The organism is Epilithonimonas caeni DSM 17710 (genome assembly GCF_000426465.1).
Classification (GTDB): domain Bacteria; phylum Bacteroidota; class Bacteroidia; order Flavobacteriales; family Weeksellaceae; genus Epilithonimonas; species Epilithonimonas caeni.
This window is the reverse complement of the sequence record NZ_AUFK01000019.1, coordinates 105,511-123,529: the sequence shown is the minus strand read 5'-3', so window position 1 is coordinate 123,529 and position 18,019 is coordinate 105,511. Positions and strand designations below refer to the sequence as shown.

The 18,019-nt window shown below is 36.6% G+C and carries 17 protein-coding genes; 9 read left to right on the top strand and 8 right to left on the bottom strand.

Features of this window, described 5'->3' with window-relative positions; translation table 11 throughout:
* Positions 1–49: 49 nt before the first annotated feature.
* Together hemB and K319_RS0113745 are read left to right on the top strand one after the other, a co-directional pair.
* Positions 50–1,042: a porphobilinogen synthase gene (gene hemB / locus K319_RS0113750; RefSeq protein ID WP_027384116.1), complete on the top strand. Its 993-nt coding sequence runs from the start codon at positions 50–52 to the stop codon at positions 1,040–1,042.
* A gap of 72 nt (positions 1,043–1,114) precedes the next feature.
* The gene (locus K319_RS0113745) at positions 1,115–1,756 is read left to right on the top strand and encodes a hypothetical protein (protein ID WP_156907109.1); all 642 of its coding nucleotides are present in this window, start codon (positions 1,115–1,117) and stop codon (positions 1,754–1,756) included.
* 1 nt (position 1,757) lies between these two features.
* Here K319_RS0113745 and rmuC read toward each other — a convergent pair whose 3' ends face one another.
* The 3 genes from rmuC to K319_RS20500 all read right to left on the bottom strand — a co-directional run bounded on the left by rmuC (position 1,758) and on the right by K319_RS20500 (position 4,633).
* Positions 1,758–3,104 (bottom strand): DNA recombination protein RmuC, encoded by a 1,347-nt coding sequence (gene rmuC, locus K319_RS0113740; RefSeq protein ID WP_027384114.1) that lies wholly within the window; start codon positions 3,102–3,104, stop codon positions 1,758–1,760.
* Between the two features lie 74 nt (positions 3,105–3,178).
* On the bottom strand, positions 3,179–4,057 hold the full coding sequence (locus K319_RS0113735) for a polyphosphate kinase 2 family protein (protein WP_027384113.1): 879 nt from the start codon (positions 4,055–4,057) through the stop codon (positions 3,179–3,181).
* A gap of 75 nt (positions 4,058–4,132) precedes the next feature.
* On the bottom strand, positions 4,133–4,633 hold the full coding sequence (locus K319_RS20500) for a DUF1573 domain-containing protein (RefSeq protein ID WP_084403454.1): 501 nt from the start codon (positions 4,631–4,633) through the stop codon (positions 4,133–4,135).
* A 117-nt stretch (positions 4,634–4,750) separates the two neighbouring features.
* Between K319_RS20500 and K319_RS0113725 the strand changes: the two genes are divergently transcribed.
* From K319_RS0113725 to K319_RS0113695, 7 genes are all read left to right on the top strand, one after another.
* A complete protein-coding gene (locus tag K319_RS0113725) occupies positions 4,751–7,366 on the top strand; it encodes a valine--tRNA ligase (RefSeq protein WP_027384112.1) in 2,616 nt (871 codons plus the stop codon).
* The gene (locus tag K319_RS0113720) at positions 7,366–8,010 is read left to right on the top strand and encodes a DUF4241 domain-containing protein (RefSeq protein WP_027384111.1); all 645 of its coding nucleotides are present in this window, start codon (positions 7,366–7,368) and stop codon (positions 8,008–8,010) included. Before K319_RS0113725 ends, K319_RS0113720 begins: the two co-directional genes overlap by 1 nt.
* 70 nt (positions 8,011–8,080) lie before the next feature.
* Positions 8,081–8,971 (top strand): ribokinase, encoded by an 891-nt coding sequence (locus tag K319_RS0113715; RefSeq protein ID WP_027384110.1) that lies wholly within the window; start codon positions 8,081–8,083, stop codon positions 8,969–8,971.
* 80 nt (positions 8,972–9,051) lie between these two features.
* The gene (locus K319_RS0113710; protein WP_027384109.1) at positions 9,052–9,891 is read left to right on the top strand and encodes an alpha/beta hydrolase family protein; all 840 of its coding nucleotides are present in this window, start codon (positions 9,052–9,054) and stop codon (positions 9,889–9,891) included.
* A complete protein-coding gene (locus K319_RS0113705) occupies positions 9,891–10,535 on the top strand; it encodes an HD domain-containing protein (RefSeq protein WP_034671829.1) in 645 nt (214 codons plus the stop codon). The genes K319_RS0113710 and K319_RS0113705 overlap by 1 nt, the downstream gene beginning before the upstream one ends.
* A gap of 28 nt (positions 10,536–10,563) precedes the next feature.
* Positions 10,564–11,157 carry a hypothetical protein gene (locus K319_RS0113700; protein WP_051230695.1) on the top strand — a complete coding sequence of 198 codons (594 nt, stop codon included), beginning with the start codon at positions 10,564–10,566 and terminating at the stop codon, positions 11,155–11,157.
* 270 nt (positions 11,158–11,427) lie between these two features.
* Positions 11,428–12,717 (top strand): aldehyde dehydrogenase family protein, encoded by a 1,290-nt coding sequence (locus tag K319_RS0113695; protein WP_027384106.1) that lies wholly within the window; start codon positions 11,428–11,430, stop codon positions 12,715–12,717.
* 16 nt (positions 12,718–12,733) lie between these two features.
* On the opposite strand, the gene K319_RS21565 is transcribed toward K319_RS0113695, so the two are convergent.
* From K319_RS21565 to K319_RS0113670, 5 genes are all read right to left on the bottom strand, one after another.
* Positions 12,734–13,885 carry a hypothetical protein gene (locus K319_RS21565; RefSeq protein WP_156907108.1) on the bottom strand — a complete coding sequence of 384 codons (1,152 nt, stop codon included), beginning with the start codon at positions 13,883–13,885 and terminating at the stop codon, positions 12,734–12,736.
* Positions 13,886–14,712: 827 nt separating this feature from the next.
* Positions 14,713–15,747 carry a L,D-transpeptidase gene (locus tag K319_RS20495; RefSeq protein WP_235696110.1) on the bottom strand — a complete coding sequence of 345 codons (1,035 nt, stop codon included), beginning with the start codon at positions 15,745–15,747 and terminating at the stop codon, positions 14,713–14,715.
* Positions 15,748–15,805: 58 nt separating this feature from the next.
* The gene (locus tag K319_RS0113680) at positions 15,806–16,768 is read right to left on the bottom strand and encodes a YpdA family putative bacillithiol disulfide reductase (protein WP_027384104.1); all 963 of its coding nucleotides are present in this window, start codon (positions 16,766–16,768) and stop codon (positions 15,806–15,808) included.
* 25 nt (positions 16,769–16,793) lie between these two features.
* Entirely contained in the window at positions 16,794–17,099 is a 306-nt protein-coding gene (locus K319_RS0113675; protein WP_027384103.1) for a chaperone modulator CbpM, read from the bottom strand.
* Positions 17,100–17,101: 2 nt separating this feature from the next.
* On the bottom strand, positions 17,102–18,019 hold the full coding sequence (locus tag K319_RS0113670; RefSeq protein ID WP_027384102.1) for a DnaJ C-terminal domain-containing protein: 918 nt from the start codon (positions 18,017–18,019) through the stop codon (positions 17,102–17,104).

The window sequence follows — 18,019 nt, the reverse complement described above, 5'->3', positions numbered from 1 at the left end:
TGCAATAGTCTATCCGTAAAAGTATAATTAAATTTGCATAAATAATTTTATCAAGATGATTTCAAGAAACAGAAGACTAAGAACCAACCATTCCATCAGAAGTCTTGTTCGTGAAACAACCCTTACAACAAACGATTTGGTGTTGCCTATGTTTGTCATGGAAGGTAATAACAAAAAGGAAGCCATTTCCTCGATGCCTGGTGTTTTTAGGCAAAGTTTAGATCTAACCGTGCAAACTGTTAAAGAAAATTATGATCTGGGAATCAAGGCTGTCAATCTTTATATGAAGGTTTCCGATAACCTGAAAGACAATACAGGAAAAGAATCTTGGAATCCAAACGGACTGATGCAAACTACCATCAAAGCTATAAAAGATGCAGTTCCCGGAGTCATCATTATGCCGGATGTTGCTCTTGACCCGTATTCAATTTACGGTCACGACGGGATTGTCAAAAACGGAAAAATAGACAACGATTCTACAGTTGACGCACTTGTGAAAATGGGAATTTCTTTAGCAGAGGCTGGAGCTGACATTTTGGCACCAAGCGATATGATGGATGGCCGTGTTTTGGCTATGAGAGAAGGTTTGGAGGAAAATGGATTCACAGATGTTGGGATTTTATCCTACGCAGCAAAATATGCGAGTGCTTTTTACGGACCATTCAGAAGTGCGTTGGATAGTGCGCCGGTTGATGCACAGGAGATTCCGGCCGACAAGAAAACCTATCAGATGGATTTTCATAATTCCAGAGAAGCGATTGATGAAGCTTTAAGAGACGTAGATGAGGGTGCTGACATCATTATGATAAAACCAGGAATGCCTTATCTGGACATCGTTTCCAAAATCCGTGAATTGATCACGCAGCCGATTGCAGTTTATCAGGTAAGTGGAGAATATGCAATGCTGAAAGCTGCTGCACAAAACGGCTGGCTGGATAATGATAAGGTTCTAATAGAAAGTTTAACTTCCATAAAACGTGCTGGTGCGGATATGATTTTTACTTATGCGGCACCGGAAGTTGCAAAGCTTTTGAATAAGTAAAAAAAAATAGATTCTTAGCATTGCTGAGATAAATTATAACTTTAGTTTTTTATAAACTTAAATTAATAACATATGAAACTAATTATTCTACCATTCTTTTTTCTAATTTTCAATCTAGGAATGTGTCAGGAAAAACAATATCAATCTATAAAGCAAGGTGATTTTCCAGAAGGTGTCTATGAAACATTGGAGGACGTCTTGAATAAAAAACCAACCTCAACAGATGAAGTTTACTTTAAACCATCTGATGTAAAAGATTCTTCTGAATCTCCAGATAAAGTATTTTTTTACTTCAAACAAAAAGATAAAAAAATTAGAATCCCTTTAGCGGTTTCTCATAATGGGGAGATGTATTTTCAGACTTATAGAAAATATACTAATAAGAAAGATAAAGGATATGATCCGGATCAATATTCCCGATTTTGCAAGGTTACAAGTTATGGGCGATTTATTTATTTTGAAGAAAATATGAGAGGTATGTGGTCAAAAGCATTATTGGGAAACTTAAGTCCGATGACTTATTTAATGAATGGAAATATAAAAGGAATTGTTCTAGATCTTGATAATAAAGAGTTCAATATACTGAGAGATTGTGGAGATTTAAACGGTTTTCTAAAACAACATCAGATTCCAGAAATCAAATGTGATTCGGAAAAGTTCACAATTGGTGAGTTAAGAGCCACAATTGACGAGATAAACGAGCCATATCGCTAATCTACAAATCTTCCTCTCCCAAACTCTGAGGAAGATTTTTTTTGTTCTTGATTCCAAGATTTTTCAGTTTCTGAGTTTGGATAATCAGGTTATCATTTCCAGAGCTCAATTGTTTGAAAGCATCATTGTAAGAATTCTTAGCTTGGTCGATGTTTTTTCCAATGCGTTCAAGATTCTCAACGAAACCAACAAATTTATCATACAATTTAGCTCCTCTATCCGCTATTTCCATAGCATTTCTATTTTGGTGTTCGCGTTTCCAAAGGTCCTGGATCAGTTTGAGAGAAGTGATCAGATTAGTTGGGCTTAATAAAAGAATCCTTTTATCATAAGCAAAATTCCAAAGGTTCGGTTCGGCTTGTAAAGCGGCAATATAAGCGGCTTCACTAGGGATGAACATCATCACAAAATCCAAAGATTTATCAAAGTCATCGTAAGCCTTTTGACTCAATTGATTGATGTGATTCTTAACCGATTGCAAATGCTGATTCTGTTTCAAGAGCAATATTTCAGGATCAGTTTCATCCGTCATTTCTACAAAAGCCGTCAGAGAAACTTTACTGTCGATAATCACATTTCGATTGTCAGGATATTTCACGACAGCATCGGGACGCATTTTCTTTCCGGAAAATTCGGAGAAAATAGCTTTGTTGTTTTCATCTTTCAGCTCATGTTCCAAGAAATATTCCTGATTTTTTCTCAATCCGGATTTCTCCAGAATGCTTTCCAGGATCATTTCTCCCCAATTTCCCTGCGTTTTGCTTTCTCCTTTCAAAGCGCGTGTCAATTGTTTCGCATCTTCGGAGATCTGTTGGTTGAGATCTTTCAGTTCTCTGACTTTTTCGCCGAGAGAAAAACGTTCTTTGGCTTCTTTGTCGTAAGTTTCATTCACAGTATTTTTCAGCTCATTGATTTTTTCTTGAAAAGGCTCGAGAATTGTCTTGAGTTGATTTTGATTCAGTTGCCTGAATTTTTCAGACTTCTCTTCCAAGATCTGATTGGCCGTTTTCTCAAATTGCAAACGGGTCGATTCCTGAATTTTCAGAAATTCTTCTTTTTGATTTTCGAGTTGGTCTTGTAAGTTTTTGTAATGGGCATTCAGCTCTGCATTCGTGAAAAGTAGCTCTTCTTTACTTCTTTGGATGGAAGAAATTTCTTTTGTCAAATCAGAATTTGAAAGTTTTAATTCATCAATTTTTTGTTGGTAATGGTTCTCATTTTCCTGAGAACGGATGAGTTTTTCATTCAGGATATCAATGTTTTTCTTGCTTACATACAAAGATTTCATCAAAAGGAAAACTAAAATTCCTCCGATGATCAATCCAACAAATGCATAAATAACTTCCATTTTATTCTTATTAATTTTTTTACAATTTTAAAATAACTTTCGTCTATAAAATTGAGGTTTTCCGTAATAGGGAATTACTTTTCGCTTTCCAATTTTGCTTTGGATTCTGCTAATCCGCTTTTCTCTTTTTCGGAAAGTTTTGGATATTGCAGGTTCATTTCCTCCAGTTTGTCAATGATGATCTGAATCGCGGCAACTCTGGAAAACCATTTTTGGTCGGCGGGAATCACAAACCAAGGTGCAGAATCAGTAGAAGTTTCGTTAATAGCTTGCTCGTATGCTTTCATATAATCATCCCAAAAACCTCTTTCTGTAATATCTCCCGAAGAAAATTTCCAGTTCTTATCATCTTCATTGATTCTGTCCAGAAAGCGTTGCTTTTGTTCTTCTTTAGAAACGTTAAGAAAGATCTTGATGATTTTTGTTCCGTTATTTGCCAGATGTTTTTCAAAGTTTCGGATGCTTTCGTAGCGATTTTCCCAAAATTTCTTATCAAATTGTTTCACATCTTTCCAAACCTTTTCGCTAAGATTGTACTCAGGATGAACTTTACATACCAAAACGCTTTCGTAATGAGAACGATTAAAAATCCCGATTTTCCCTTTCTCGGGAAGTGCCTGGTATTGTCTCCAGAGAAAATCGTGGGAATATTCTTTGGAACTTGGTGTTTTGAAACTTTTCACTTCACAACCTTGTGGATTCACACCTCCAAAAACATGTTCTATCAAACTGTCTTTTCCGGCAGCATCCATTGCCTGAAGAATGATGAGCAAAGACTGGCTTCCATCAGCGTACAATTTCTCTTGCAGGACACGGAGTTTTTCGTTTTCCATTTCCAGGAGCTGCTTGGCTTCATCTTTATTGATTTTGCCATTGTAGCTTGTATTATATTTCTTTATCTCGAATTTTGAATTTTCTTTTATTAAGAAATCATCAGAAAAGTTATATCCCATAAGAATTTGATTTGGTGTAAAAATAAAAAACCGCTTCTTAAAAAGAAACGGTTTTAAAAAATTTGTAAATTTTTATTATTTAGCAGCTTCAACTTTTTGAACAGTAGCTTTTTTTGCAACTCTTTTAGCCTGAGCAGCAGGCTGAGCGGCTACAGCTGTTGCAGTTGCAACTGGTGCTACAGTAAGTTTAGCTTCTTGATTAACTCCTTGCAGATCCTCAACATTTCCTTTGATATAAAGAACGGATCTGTTGTTTGCAGGGTCGTTGGAATAAACTTCAATCAATTTGTTGAAAGCACCTTTGATACCAGTGTTGTATCCAACCTTGATCTGGGCAGATTTTCCAGGTAAGATCGGGTCTTTGCTCCATTCTGGAGTCGTACATCCGCAAGAAGGTTTTACTTCGCTGATGATAAGAGGCTTGTCACCAGTATTTTTTACTGTGAAAAATCTGTGTCCGTCAGAACCAGCTTTTACATTTCCATAGTCGAAAGTTGTTTTGTCGAATGATATTGTTTGAGCAGATGCAAATGCGATAGCTCCGGTCATAAATAATCCAGCAAGAATCTTTTTCATATTTTTTTTGTTTTAATTAAATTTTAAAGAACAAAGTTATAAATAATTTAAATATGTGATGTTAATTTTTTCACATTATCTTATTTTTGCAGATTACAAGCCAAAAATAATTTTAAAATGCAGATTGCAGACAAATACAATCCACAGGAAACTGAACAGAAATGGTATGACTTCTGGTTAGAGAACAAATTTTTTCACTCGACTCCGGATAACAGGCCTCCTTATACAATTGTAATTCCGCCACCTAACGTGACGGGGATTCTTCATATGGGACATATGTTGAATAATACGATTCAGGATGTATTGGTCAGAAGAGCAAGGATGCAGGGGTTCAACGCTTGTTGGGTACCGGGAACAGATCACGCTTCTATTGCGACAGAAGCGAAAGTGGTAGCTAAATTGAAATCTGAAGGTATCAATAAATCCGACATCACTCGTGAAGAATTTCTAAAGCACGCTTGGGACTGGACTGATAAATATGGTGGAACGATCTTGGAACAATTGAAAAAACTAGGTTGTTCCTGCGATTGGGACAGAACGAGATTCACTTTGGAAGATAAAATGTCTCAACAGGTTATCAAATCTTTTGTTGATTTGTATAATAAAGGTCTTATCTATAAAGGTTCAAGAATCGTTAACTGGGATCCTGAAGCGAAAACAAATATTTCTGACGAAGAAGTAATTTTTAAAGAACAAAACGGAAAACTATATTTCCTTAAATATAAAATAGAAGGAACAGAAGAATTCCTTTCTGTAGCAACAACACGGCCAGAAACTATTTTTGGTGATGTGGCAGTTTGTATCAATCCAAATGACGAGAGATATGCTCATTTGAAAGGCAAAAACGTGATTGTTCCGATTGTAAATAGAGTAATTCCAATTATTGAAGACGATTATGTGGACATCGAGTTCGGAACAGGTGCATTGAAAATTACGCCTGCTCACGATATCAATGACTATGAAATCGGTCAAAAACATAACCTGCCGATCATTGACTCTATGGATGATGATGCGGTTCTTAATGAGCACGCAATGCATTACCAAGGTCAGGGTCGTTTTACCGTAAGAAAAGAGATCGCAAAAGAATTAGAGCAAAAAGATTTTTTACTGAAAGCAGAAGATTACGTAAACAAGGTAGGAACTTCGGAAAGAACAGGTGCTGTTATTGAGCCAAAAGTTTCTGTTCAGTGGTTCTTAAAAATGTCTGAAATTGCAAAACCGGCTTTGGATGTTGTAATGGATGACGAGATAAAATTCTATCCGGAAAAATTTAAAAATACTTACAAACACTGGATGGAGAACATCCGTGACTGGAATATCTCCCGTCAGCTTTGGTGGGGACAGCAGATTCCTGCTTATTATTATGGTGAAGGTGAAGATGATTTTGTAGTTGCTGAGAACATCAGCGACGCATTGGAATTGGCGAAACAAAAAACTGGTAATCAACAACTCACAACTGAAAGCCTAAAACAAGACCAGGATGCTCTTGACACCTGGTTCTCGTCCTGGTTGTGGCCAATATCTGTTTTCGATGGGTTAAATGATCCGGAAAATGAAGACATCAATTATTATTATCCGACTTCAGACCTGGTTACAGGTCCGGATATTATCTTCTTCTGGGTTGCCAGAATGATCATGGCAGGGTTGGAATTCAGAGGAAAAGTTCCTTTCAAAAATGTTTATTTCACAGGAATTGTGCGAGATAAGCAAAGAAGAAAAATGTCTAAACAATTAGGTAATTCCCCGGATCCGATAGATCTTATTGAAAAATATGGTGCAGATGGCGTTCGTGTAGGAAGTTTGTTGAGCGCACCTGCAGGAAACGATCTGTTATTTGATGAAGACCTGATGTTGCAGGGCAGAAACTTCGCTACAAAAATCTGGAATGCTTTCCGATTGATCAATATGTGGAATCACGAAGACAAATCTCTGAATGATTCTGACAAACAATCTATCGAGTGGTTTGACAACAAATTAAATAAAACGATTGCGGAGATCAATGACCAGTTTGAAAAATTCAGAATTTCTGATGCTCTACATTTGATCTATAAATTGATCTGGGATGATTTCTGCGGATGGTATTTGGAAGCTATCAAGCCTAATTTCGGTGAAGGGATTTCTAAAGAGGTTTACACCAAAACGATCTATTTCTTTGAAGAATTAATGAAGCTGCTTCATCCATTTATGCCTTTCCTGACGGAAGAATTATGGCAGGCTATTTCTGAAAGAAGCACCAATGAAGCTTTGGTAATTGCTCAACAGAAAAAAGCAGACAAATTTAGCGAAGACATCATAAAAAACTTCGAGACTTCAGAAGAATTGATTTCCGGAGTAAGAAACTACCGTCAGACAAAGGGAATATCACCAAGAGAAGCTGTTGAGATTTTCACCAATGCTACAGAATTTTCGAATGAAGCGGTTGTAAGAAAATTGGCTAATGTTTCTGAAATCCATTTTGGAACAAAAACGGATAAGCCAAGCTTTACATTCTTGGTTGGAGCAACTGAAGTTTCAATTCCTTTAAGCGAGAATTTAGATTTAGCCGAAGAAAAAGCAAAAACCGAAGAAGAATTGAAATATCTGAAAGGCTTCTTGATCTCTGTTGATAAAAAATTATCGAACGAAAAATTTGTGGCTAACGCAAAACCAGAAATCGTAGAAGTGGAGCGTAAAAAACAAAAAGATGCTCAGGACAAAATTGCTTTGCTGGAAGAAAAACTGAAAAGTTTGTAATGACTCACATAGAAAACATAAAAAAATTATTCTCCCGGGACTTCGTAGAAAATACTTTATTGGAAACCTATGAAGTCGGGGAAATCCATATTTCATCGGGACGGATTGTAGCCAGTGATGCTTTGATCATGCCTGATAAATCCGCATTCGAACAAGAGTTTCCGAAGGGTGATTTTACGGTTTTGATTCACAAAGAAAGGGAGTCCAATTGTGTGGCTTATGCTGAAATTGTTTTCGATAAAAATCAATTGGCTGAAAACTGGGCTTTGGCCCTATGTGATGACCAGAACCTGAAAGACCTGAAAGAAGGCGAGATCTTCGGTTATCCTGTGGAGTCCGGAATGGGAAGTTTCATGGACAAAGATGCTCAGGCCGCTTTGAATAATCTGGAGCAGGAGCTTTTCCATAAAAAAGGAGCCGATTTTATGGGAATCTATGAAGAATTTTTCCATTCTCATTTTTTTGATGAAAAAGGTGCAATTGACCAATTTGCAGTTCTGAAACCTTATGACGATAAAAAGGAAAATCTCATTGCTTTTGAAACGGGATATGGTGAAGGTTTTTATGCTTCTTATATTGGTTATTCTAAAGATAATCAGGTGGTTAAATTAATTTCTGAGTTTATAGAAATAGGAACGGATTAAATTGTTACTTTAGCAGAAAATGAAACGATAAATCACAATTTCATTTGACTTTAAACAATTAATATTACAAATGAAGCTACGTCATATAAAACCTCAGATTGTAGTTGTAGGAAGCTCATCAATCGACCTGGTTCTCAAAACATCTAAAATACCGACTGCAAATAATACTGTTCTGGCAGATAGCCTGAAAAGCTTTCTTGGAGGAAAAGGAGCAAACCAGGCGATTGCAACATCACGTTTAGGTGCTCATACTTCTCTGATCAGTCGGGTGGGGATGGATCCCTATGGACAACAGGTCCTTAGAAATCTGGATGATGAAGATGTGAATGTGACCTACGTTGTAGAAGACGAGGATGAAGACACAGGAACGGCTTATGTAAACGCTTCTGATGAAGGAAACGCCATCACGGTTGTTCCCGCAGCTAATTATAATCTGTCTCCAAAAGACATCAACGAAGCAGAAAAATATCTTTTAACAGCAGATTTGATTTTAACTCAGCTGGAGATTCCTTTGAAAACCGTTGAATATCTTTTCAAAAAAGCAAAAAATATTGGAAAGAAAATCGGGATTTATGCAGCGCCTGCAAATCGATTGTCAGATGATATTATAGAATATGCAAGTTTCATAGTCGCAAAAAGTACAGACTTGGAAATAATTTTCGGAGAAGGCAACCACGAAGAGATCATGAAGCACCTTCCCAACAAATTATTTGTGAGAGATGGGGCCAACAGTACCAGTTATTTTGATGGTTCCGAAATGAAATATTTCCGGAATGACCCGAAAAGCCAATCGCATAATATGGGATTGGGAGATGCTTTTACATCGGGATTTTCCATCGCATTACTTCACGGGAATTCTATTGAAGATTGTGTTCAGTTTGGTAACGAGGTTGCGCTTAAGGCAGCAGATTACAGAGGTTCCCAAAAAGGCTTGCCTTATCTCCAGGATTTCCAGAATTAATATTTCAAGCATATCGAAATATAATTTTCAACAGGTTGAATTTTTTACTTTTATGAAGTGATTCCATTAGATTATTTTTAATGAAGAGTATTGATGTTTTGACCGAGGATAATTATAGCTTGTCTGTCCATATTTTTGAGCCTAGAGATCCAAATAGGAAAATTTTATTGATAAATTCTGCAACGGGTGTCAAACAGCAGATCTATTTTTCGTTTGCGCAGTTTTTTTCTGAACAAGGGTTTACGGTCATTACTTATGATTATCGTGGAATTGGACTTTCAAAACCCTATAGAATGAAAGGCTTCGAAGCTTCGATGAGGATCTGGGGGAAGAAGGATTACAAAGCTGTGACCACATATATTAGAGCTAATTTTCAAGATTATCAAAAGTTTTGTTTAGGACATTCGGTTGGAGCCTTGATCTTAGGAATGAATCAGGATTCTCAGATGTTTGAGGAATTTGTATTTGTTGGGACTCAGAATGCCTTTGTCGGAAATCTGAAATTCAGGACCAAAATAGAAGCTTATCTCGGCTTTGGAATTGCGCAGCCATTGTCGACCAGATTATTGGGGTATTTTCCCGCGGATTGGTTTGGCTTAGGTGAAAGTTTACCTTCCGGAAGTGCGTTTGATTGGAGAACTTTGATTCTCAATAAAAAATCGACCAATAAGTTATTGGAACAATCAGATGATTTTTCTAAAGATCTGACTCAGAAAGTTTTTGTAATAAGGGCAGAAGATGATGTCTGGCTCACTGAAAAAGGTGTGAAATCACTTTTAAATGATACTTACCCGAATCTGAAACCAACTTACAGATTAATAAAAACATCGGAGTCAGAAAAAAAAGAAATAGGCCATATTAATTTTTTCAGAAGCTATAACAAAAAGCTCTGGAATATTATTTTAAAAGAATTGAATTAATGGAATTAATTAACAAGACAATAGAATTAGTAAAACAAAAACTGGAAGGAACAGAATCCGGTCACGATTGGTTTCATATCGAGCGTGTTTGGAAACTCAGTTTGAGAATTCAGGAAAAAGAAGGAGGCGACAAATTGATCATTGAGTTAGCTGCATTGTTACACGACATTGCCGATCCAAAATTCCATAACGGAGATGAAACTTTGGCCTCCAAAATTGTTAACGACTTTCTTACAGAACAAAACGTTGATTCGGAAACAATTCAAAACGTTGTTTTCATCATCGAAAATATGTCGTTCAAAAATCGAAACGATGCTCCCGCAAATCTGCCTTTGGAACTGAAGATCGTCCAGGATGCGGATAGATTGGACGCTATAGGAGCAATTGGAATAGCCAGAACTTTCAATTTCGGAGGCTACAAAAATAACTTGATGTATCACCCGGACATCGAGCCAAAGCTCAATCAGACAAAAGAAGAATACAAAAAATCCAACGGAACCACGATCAATCATTTTTACGAAAAATTGTTGCTGCTGAAGGATTTGCTCAATACAAAAACAGCTAAAGAAATTGCAGAACACAGACATCGGTTTATGCTTCAGTTCCTCGATGAGTTCTACAAAGAATGGAATGTCACTTTTTAATTAAAGAGAAACCATTATCTTTGTTTCAATGATAATCATCCTAATCCTCATTTTTCTGATCATAGCGCTATTTCTTTCCTCTGCCGGAGGAGGAAAATGGAGTCTGTGGAACAAAGCTGTCAGGACGATCATCACTATATCTGTTGCTGCATATTTTACCTTTTGGTTTGTAGAGAGAAGCGTATCACAATTTCTGGAAAACTCTTTGGCTGTTCAAGTGATCAACTATCTGCCCCAGCCGATAGACTTCTACATCATCCGGGTTCAGGATGATAATACTTCGCAAAAATACCTTTCCAAGCACGTGGGACAGATCCGTCCGGAATATTTCAGGATAGAATACCTCAATATGCAGAAATCCAGCGAGTTTTGGGTTGTCGGGTACATTGGAAAAGACAAGTTGGTCTATTTCTCACAGGTTGCAGTTCCTAATAAGAATGAGGACAAGATCATCGAGGTCAAAAATTATATCAACCACAGTCTCAAATTATCGGCTGTTGCAACGGAAAAGATCGATGACCTCAAATACGATAACATCAAGCTCAGTATCTGGGTCACATTGGATTTACTGCTTATTTTCCTCAACGCCGTTTTACTTTTCCGAAGTAGCAAGAAACATTAATATAATATTTTGGGCGCCTCTATCCGCCCTCCGTTCCCGCTTTTTTCTTTTTTTGAGAAAAAGAAAAAGAGCTCCACTCAGGTCGGGGCGAAGCAATTCTCTGTTTTTGAATTACTTTCCAAAATTAAATTTCATTATTTATAAAATTTACTACAAAAATTTATAAAAAATATAAAAATACATATGAGTTTTATTCTCAACTTTGTACATTTAGACTGGCAAAAGTTGGTACAATTAATGCAACCCGATATTCAATAAAATCAGAGAAAAATGGATTTGACAAAACATATTGATTCTGCACACAGATCTTTTCAAGATTGGAGAAAAACTCCTTTTGAAGAAAGACAAAGACTCCTTATGAAACTGGCAGATGTTCTGGATAAAAATAAAGAAACATATGCAGAGATCATAACAACAGAAATGCACAAGCCAATTTCCCAGTCAATTGCCGAGATAGAGAAAAGTGCGGGAATGATCAGGTTTTATGCCAATGCAGAAAATGTATTGAAACCTGAGAAAATCGAAACAGAATTCAATGTCAGCGAAGTTCATTATGATGCGATGGGAATTATTCTTGGTGTAATGCCTTGGAATTTTCCTTTCTGGCAGGTTTTGAGATTTGCAGTTCCGGCGATTCTTGCAGGAAATGTTATTTTGCTGAAACACGCATCCATCTGTTTCGGAAGTGGTGATGAAATTGAAAAAGCCTTTGCAGAAGCTGGTTTCCCAAAATATATCTTCCAAAATCTAAGAATCGGGCATAATGAGATCAAAGAGATTCTTGAAAATCCTTTAGTGCGTGGTGTAAGCTTGACAGGAAGTGAAAAAGCCGGTGGAACTGTTGCAGCGTTGGCAGGTAAGAATATAAAAAAATCAGTTTTGGAATTAGGCGGAAGTGATGCTTTTATTGTTTTAGAGGATTCCGATTATGAAAAAGCAGCGATTGAAGGACCTGCCGGAAAACTTCAGAATACTGGTCAGGTTTGTAATGCAGCCAAGCGTTTCATCGTTCATCAAGATATTGAGAAAGATTTTATTCCAAAATTTGTAGAAGAATACAATTCTTACCAACCCGCTGACCCTTTTAAAAAAGAAACCAAACTGGGAAAAATGGCAAGACCCGATTTGGCAGATGAATTAGAAGGTCAATATAAAAAAGCTTTGAAACATGGAGCAGAAGTGGTTCTGGCTTTGGAGCGTATTTCTGAGAATGAATTTCGTCCGGGAATTATTCGGGTAAAAGAAGGTAATCCCATTCTTCAGGAGGAATTGTTTGGACCTTTGGCAATTCTGATGATTGGAAAAGATGACGAAGAAATATTGAAATTAGCGAATGATATTCCGTTCGGATTAGGCAATGCTGTTTGGACGAAAGATAAAAAACGAGCTCAGTTTTTCATCGATAATCTGGAATCCGGAACGGTCTCCATTAACAAATCAACGAGTTCTGACGCAAGACTCCCTTTCGGTGGAGCAAAATCTTCCGGTTATGGTGTTGAGCTGTCTTTGCATGCATTGAAAGAATTCACACAGGTAAAAACGATTGTTGGGAATATCTAAAACAAAATACATCGTATTAATTTGAAAAATTGTAAAATTCTATTTCAAAATCATCCTGCCAGAAATCTAATAGGAAATTACGATCATTGGGAGTGATTTTGATTGATTTGACATTTTTATATTTTAGATGATCTTTTTTATATAAATTATAATAATCTTTTGTGTCTTCTACGAGTGGAGATATTAAGAAATCAGTTTCAACCATTCCGCTTATTAATTTATATTTTTTTTCCGAGTTATTATTTTCTTTGGTGATCATATATAATTTGTCGGACCTGAAAAATCTTGTTATAAATTTCCCCGAAAATGTAGGCTCTATTCTCATTCTACAGAATAAGAGACCGGTATGGTCTGGGATTTCTATTTCCTGATTAAGTCTCCCGGATCGTCTTTGTATAAGATCCGGTTTAATATCTCTATTTTGTTCATAACTCTTTTTTAAGATGAGATAATCGTTCTCGAATTTTATCGGTTTATAATTTGAAAGTATGAGAGGCCAGCTATTGCCATCTTCGGTTGATGGTAATCTACCGTCGATTGTTTCGACTTTGAAAAATAAATTGTCTGGACTTTTATTTGATAACAAATGATTTCTATTGGCATATAAAAGGTCTTTTGTATATGCGGTATAACTTTGAAATACAGGTCGTGGATTCCAGATGTTTTTAGATGCCAGGAGATAACTTTGCTCAAAATTATAAATATCACTACTTCCGGATAGAATAGGAAACTGGATCTCTTTATTGATATCATCCAGCTTTTTCTGATATTCAGTTTCTATTTTTTTATACTGTGACCTGAGTTTTATTCCGTCATATATTTTTGCAAAATTATTTTTGATAGAACCGCTGAATGAAGTGTCATGATATAACTTATAGGAAGTTAAAGAGGTGATAAGGCACAAACAAAATATGGCAAAAGATGATTTCGTTTTTGAAAACAAATAAATAAAAAACGCAACGAAGATCATTATTGCAAAAGATATTTTTGTATGCTCATCCTGCCTTACAAATCCACTTTTGAAACTCAAAAATATGATGAAAAGTGAAACGATAGATAAAATAAAAGAATGAGGTTTATACTTTAAAAAAAATAATTGGACAATCGTAATTATTCCTAAAAACCAAAATAGGATCACTTCAGATAAAGAGTGTTCGGTACTTGACATTCCTTCGGAAAATCCTGATATCAATGGTAGGTTAGAAGTAAAATATGAAAGTAGGTTCGTTGGTTTTTGATCTGAGATGGTCCAGAAAAATATTGATCCGGAAAATATGATTATTGATATAGTTATTATTTCCTTTGCCCTTTTAGATGATATGAGTATAAAAAATATAATAGGAAGAATTAGTAGATAAGGAATGATAAAGGAACATTTTATTAATATGATCAATCCAATCGGAAAGTATAATATAAATTTATGTAATAACGGTCGTATGGAATTATTAATATCAGCTCTGATAAAATCAAAGAAAAGCAGAAAAGGGGCGAGGTAGAAGATGAAATCCCTATAATTGGTATTGGATATTAAAAAGAATATGACAAAGAATAAAAAAATGATTGTCACTTTTTCTTTTCGCAGTAAATTATAGATAAGATATCCGAAAGTGATACTTAGGAATGAAGAGCATATAATGTTGATACTATCCAATTTTGGATGAAAATAATGCGTACAGATCCCGATATAAGGTCCATATGTGAATATTATTTTTTTACCTAATTCTAATTTTTCTGAAATGGCTACATTCATAGCATGTTGCCAAGAAGGATCCAGTCCCACACTTGGCATTATTGGCTCGATGGGTATTAGAAATAGACAAATGTTCAAAAAAATAAGAAAGAAAAGGATTTTTTTAATATAATTATGCGTATTGTCCCTATTGATCAACATTCAATTACTAATTTTAGCTAAGGTAAAACATATCTAATTAACTTAGCTAAAATTTACTGATAGAAAACATGAAGATTCTCCAGGCAACAATCAAATTATAAATATCATTGTACTTTTGTAGCGTCTTTGTTTGCCAATGACATCAAAGAGTCTGCTTTTGCTTTTTTCTCCTGTTCAATCTGCTGAAGAACGATGTCTCTGTTCTCCTGTTCCTTCATAATTTCGGCAAGCTGAGGTTCGATGATTTTATTCATTTCATCTTCAGATATATTGTTAGCTTCGGGAGAATCCAGCAGTTTTTTCCATGGTCTTCTTTTTCCCCAAGGATAATCACCATAAACGATCAGTGGTGTTCCTTTGGCTCTGGTAGTTGCTCCGCCTTTGTTCAGAATCCAAGTGTCCACCCAGGTGTACATCCACTTGGCGTCTTCTTCCAGCATTCTGAGGCACGAGTGCGAAGCCGGATATCCGGGCATTGCATACTGATGCCAACCGATGCCGTCAAAATTAGCAACATTTACATTCCATCGGAGTTTCCATTCGTCGCTGACGGTAGAAATCGCCACTTCTTTTTTCCAGTTGGCAAACATCAAACCTCTTTTGGTTGGCGTTGCTTTTTTACCCATACTTGTTGGTCCCCATTTGATGAGGTTTCCGTTTTCATAAACACCAAAAGCTTGAATGGGATATGAAAAGAAAACGAATTTTCGTACATTTTCAAGACTTGTAACATGACCTGGAAATGGTGAATATATTAGGAAATCGTCTTCTATCTTTGCAGGCACAACCAATGTGTCGGCTGCTCCGATATTAGCTCTGTCAAGTCGATTAAGAGCGAGAATGGTATAAAGCGCTTTCCCGGTGAACTCTTTTTTGTTTTTTTGTGAAACCGAGTCGGTGTTTTTGTAAACCCAAGGATAGAATCCAAAGTCTTTTCTTGGGATGACAACATCCGGAACCTTTGGTTTTTCTTCTTTTATTGAGTCTTCCTCTTTTTTATCGTCAGGAGATAAAATATCTGTTATCGGATTATTATTTTTATCCGGGGAAGGAACAGATTCGTCCTTTTTACATTGAACCAGAAATAACGAAATGATGATGAATAAAGGAAATGTGTTTTTAATTAATTTGATGTTCATAGTTTTTCTTTCTGTGCTAATAAGTTACAAAAAGAATACCAACTAAGTCCGCAAATTATTAATTTTTACTAAGGATATCTTTGATGATTTGTCGGGCATGGATCCTGGAGTTCTCAATAAACCAGAGATGTGTATCTTTCCCCCCACAAACAACACCCGCGAGGTAGATTCCGTCAACGTTGGTTTCCATTGTGCCGGGATTATAATGAGGGTTTTGACATTCGCCTTTTAAGTCAATTCCAGTTTTTTTAAGGAATTCAAAGTCGGGAAGATAGCCTGTCATTGCGAGAACAAAATCATTTTCTATTTCTTGGGTCTCGCCTTTATTGGTTTTGAAAATAACAGAATGGGACTTCACTTCCAAAAGTTCTGCTCCGAAAAATGCTTTGATGCTTCCTTCTTTGATTCGGTTCTCGATGTCTGGTTTTACCCAATATTTTACGCTTTTAGAGATCTCATTGTTTCGGATGATCATCGTTACATTTCCGCCTTTTCTGTAGATTTCCAAGGCAGCATCAACAGAAGAATTACTGGAACCGACAACCACGACTTTCTGGAAAGCATAAGGGTAGGGTTCTGTATAATAATGTTTTACCTTTGGCAAATCTTCGCCCGGAATTTCCATCATATTAGGGATATCATAAAAACCTGTGGCGATGATCACATTCTTGGCAAAATAGATCTGCTTGCTGGTCTCAACCTGAAAGAAAGTAGATTTCTGAATATTGATGACCCTTTCATAAGGTCTTATATTGATCTCCTTTTGGCGTGCAATTCCCTGATAATATTCCAAAGCGTCTTGTCTGCCGGGTTTCGGTTTGGTTGTGATAAAGGGAATTTCGTCAATTTCCAATCGATCGGCTGTTGAAAAAAATGTCATATATAATGGATAATTGTAAAGACTGTTCGCAACCGTTCCTTTTTCAATTACAATATATTTTAGATTCTTTTTCTTAGCTTCCAAAGCGCAGGCTAACCCGATTGGACCACCGCCGACAATAAGAACATCATATAATTCCATCTTACAAATCTACAAAGAAAATTGGCTAAAATTCTGCATCTTCCCAGTTTTCGAACTTCGAAACATTTTGTAGCAGCCTGCGATTTTGATTTTTCAGATCTTCCAGTTGATTGAGAAGCCTATGGATGATTTCGATGCCCGGAAGATTAATATCAAGGTCGTAATGCCAATTTGCGAAACGTTCAAGATGAGGTAGTTCTTCATAAATAATATACCGGATGCGGTTATCGGTTTCGGGATGCAATAATTCCAAATCGATGAGCTGGTCAAGAAAGGAATGATCTATTTTATAGATTCGGATGATTTCTTCTATGGAGATTCTTTCGTTCATTGCTAAGAATTTTTGAGTTGTTGAAAAAGGTCTTTTTGTTTTTCAGTAAGGTTGGTTGGGATTTTTATGTTGTATGTTACGTACAGGTCACCAGACTCACCTTCTTTTTTATAGACCGGAAATCCTTTTCCTTTTAGTCTTACTGTTGTTCCATTTTGAGTTTCTGGTTTCACTTTCAGATTAACCGAACCGTCAAGTGTCCGGATGTTAACATCACCTCCTAAAACAGCTGTGTAAAGATCCAGATCGACAGACGTTCTCAAATTATCACCTTCACGCTTAAAATCCTTATCTTCCGAAATATTGAATGTGATATAGAGGTCGCCATTCGGTCCACCGTTCATTCCGGGATTCCCGTGGCCTTTCAGCCTGATCTGCTGACCATCATAAACGCCTGCCGGAATTGTGATTCTCACTTTTTTGCCATTGATATCGAAAGTCTGCTGATGGGTTTTTGCGGCGTCTTTCAAACCGAGACTCAGTTCGGCTGAAATATCCTGACCTTTGAATTTTCCGCTCGCACTTCCTCTGGAATTTTTTCCAAATCCACTGCCACCACCTCCAAACATTGACTGGAAAAAATCTGAAAAATCTTCGCCTTCACCAAAGTCTGTTCCTGAAAATCCACTACCAAAGTTCCCGGAATATTGCTGCTGCTGTCTCTGCTGTTGCTGCGCACGTTCGTACTCTTCGCCGTGTTTCCAGTGTTCGCCATATTTGTCATACTTTGCACGGTTTTCCGGATTGCTTAGAACCTCATTGGCTTCGTTGATCTCCTTGAATTTTTTCTCCGCTTCCTTATCATTCGGATTCATATCCGGATGATACTTCCGCGCAAGCCTTCTGTAAGCTTTTTTGATATCATCTGCTGATGCATTTTTTTCAAGCCCAAGAATTTTATAATAATCTATAAACGCCAT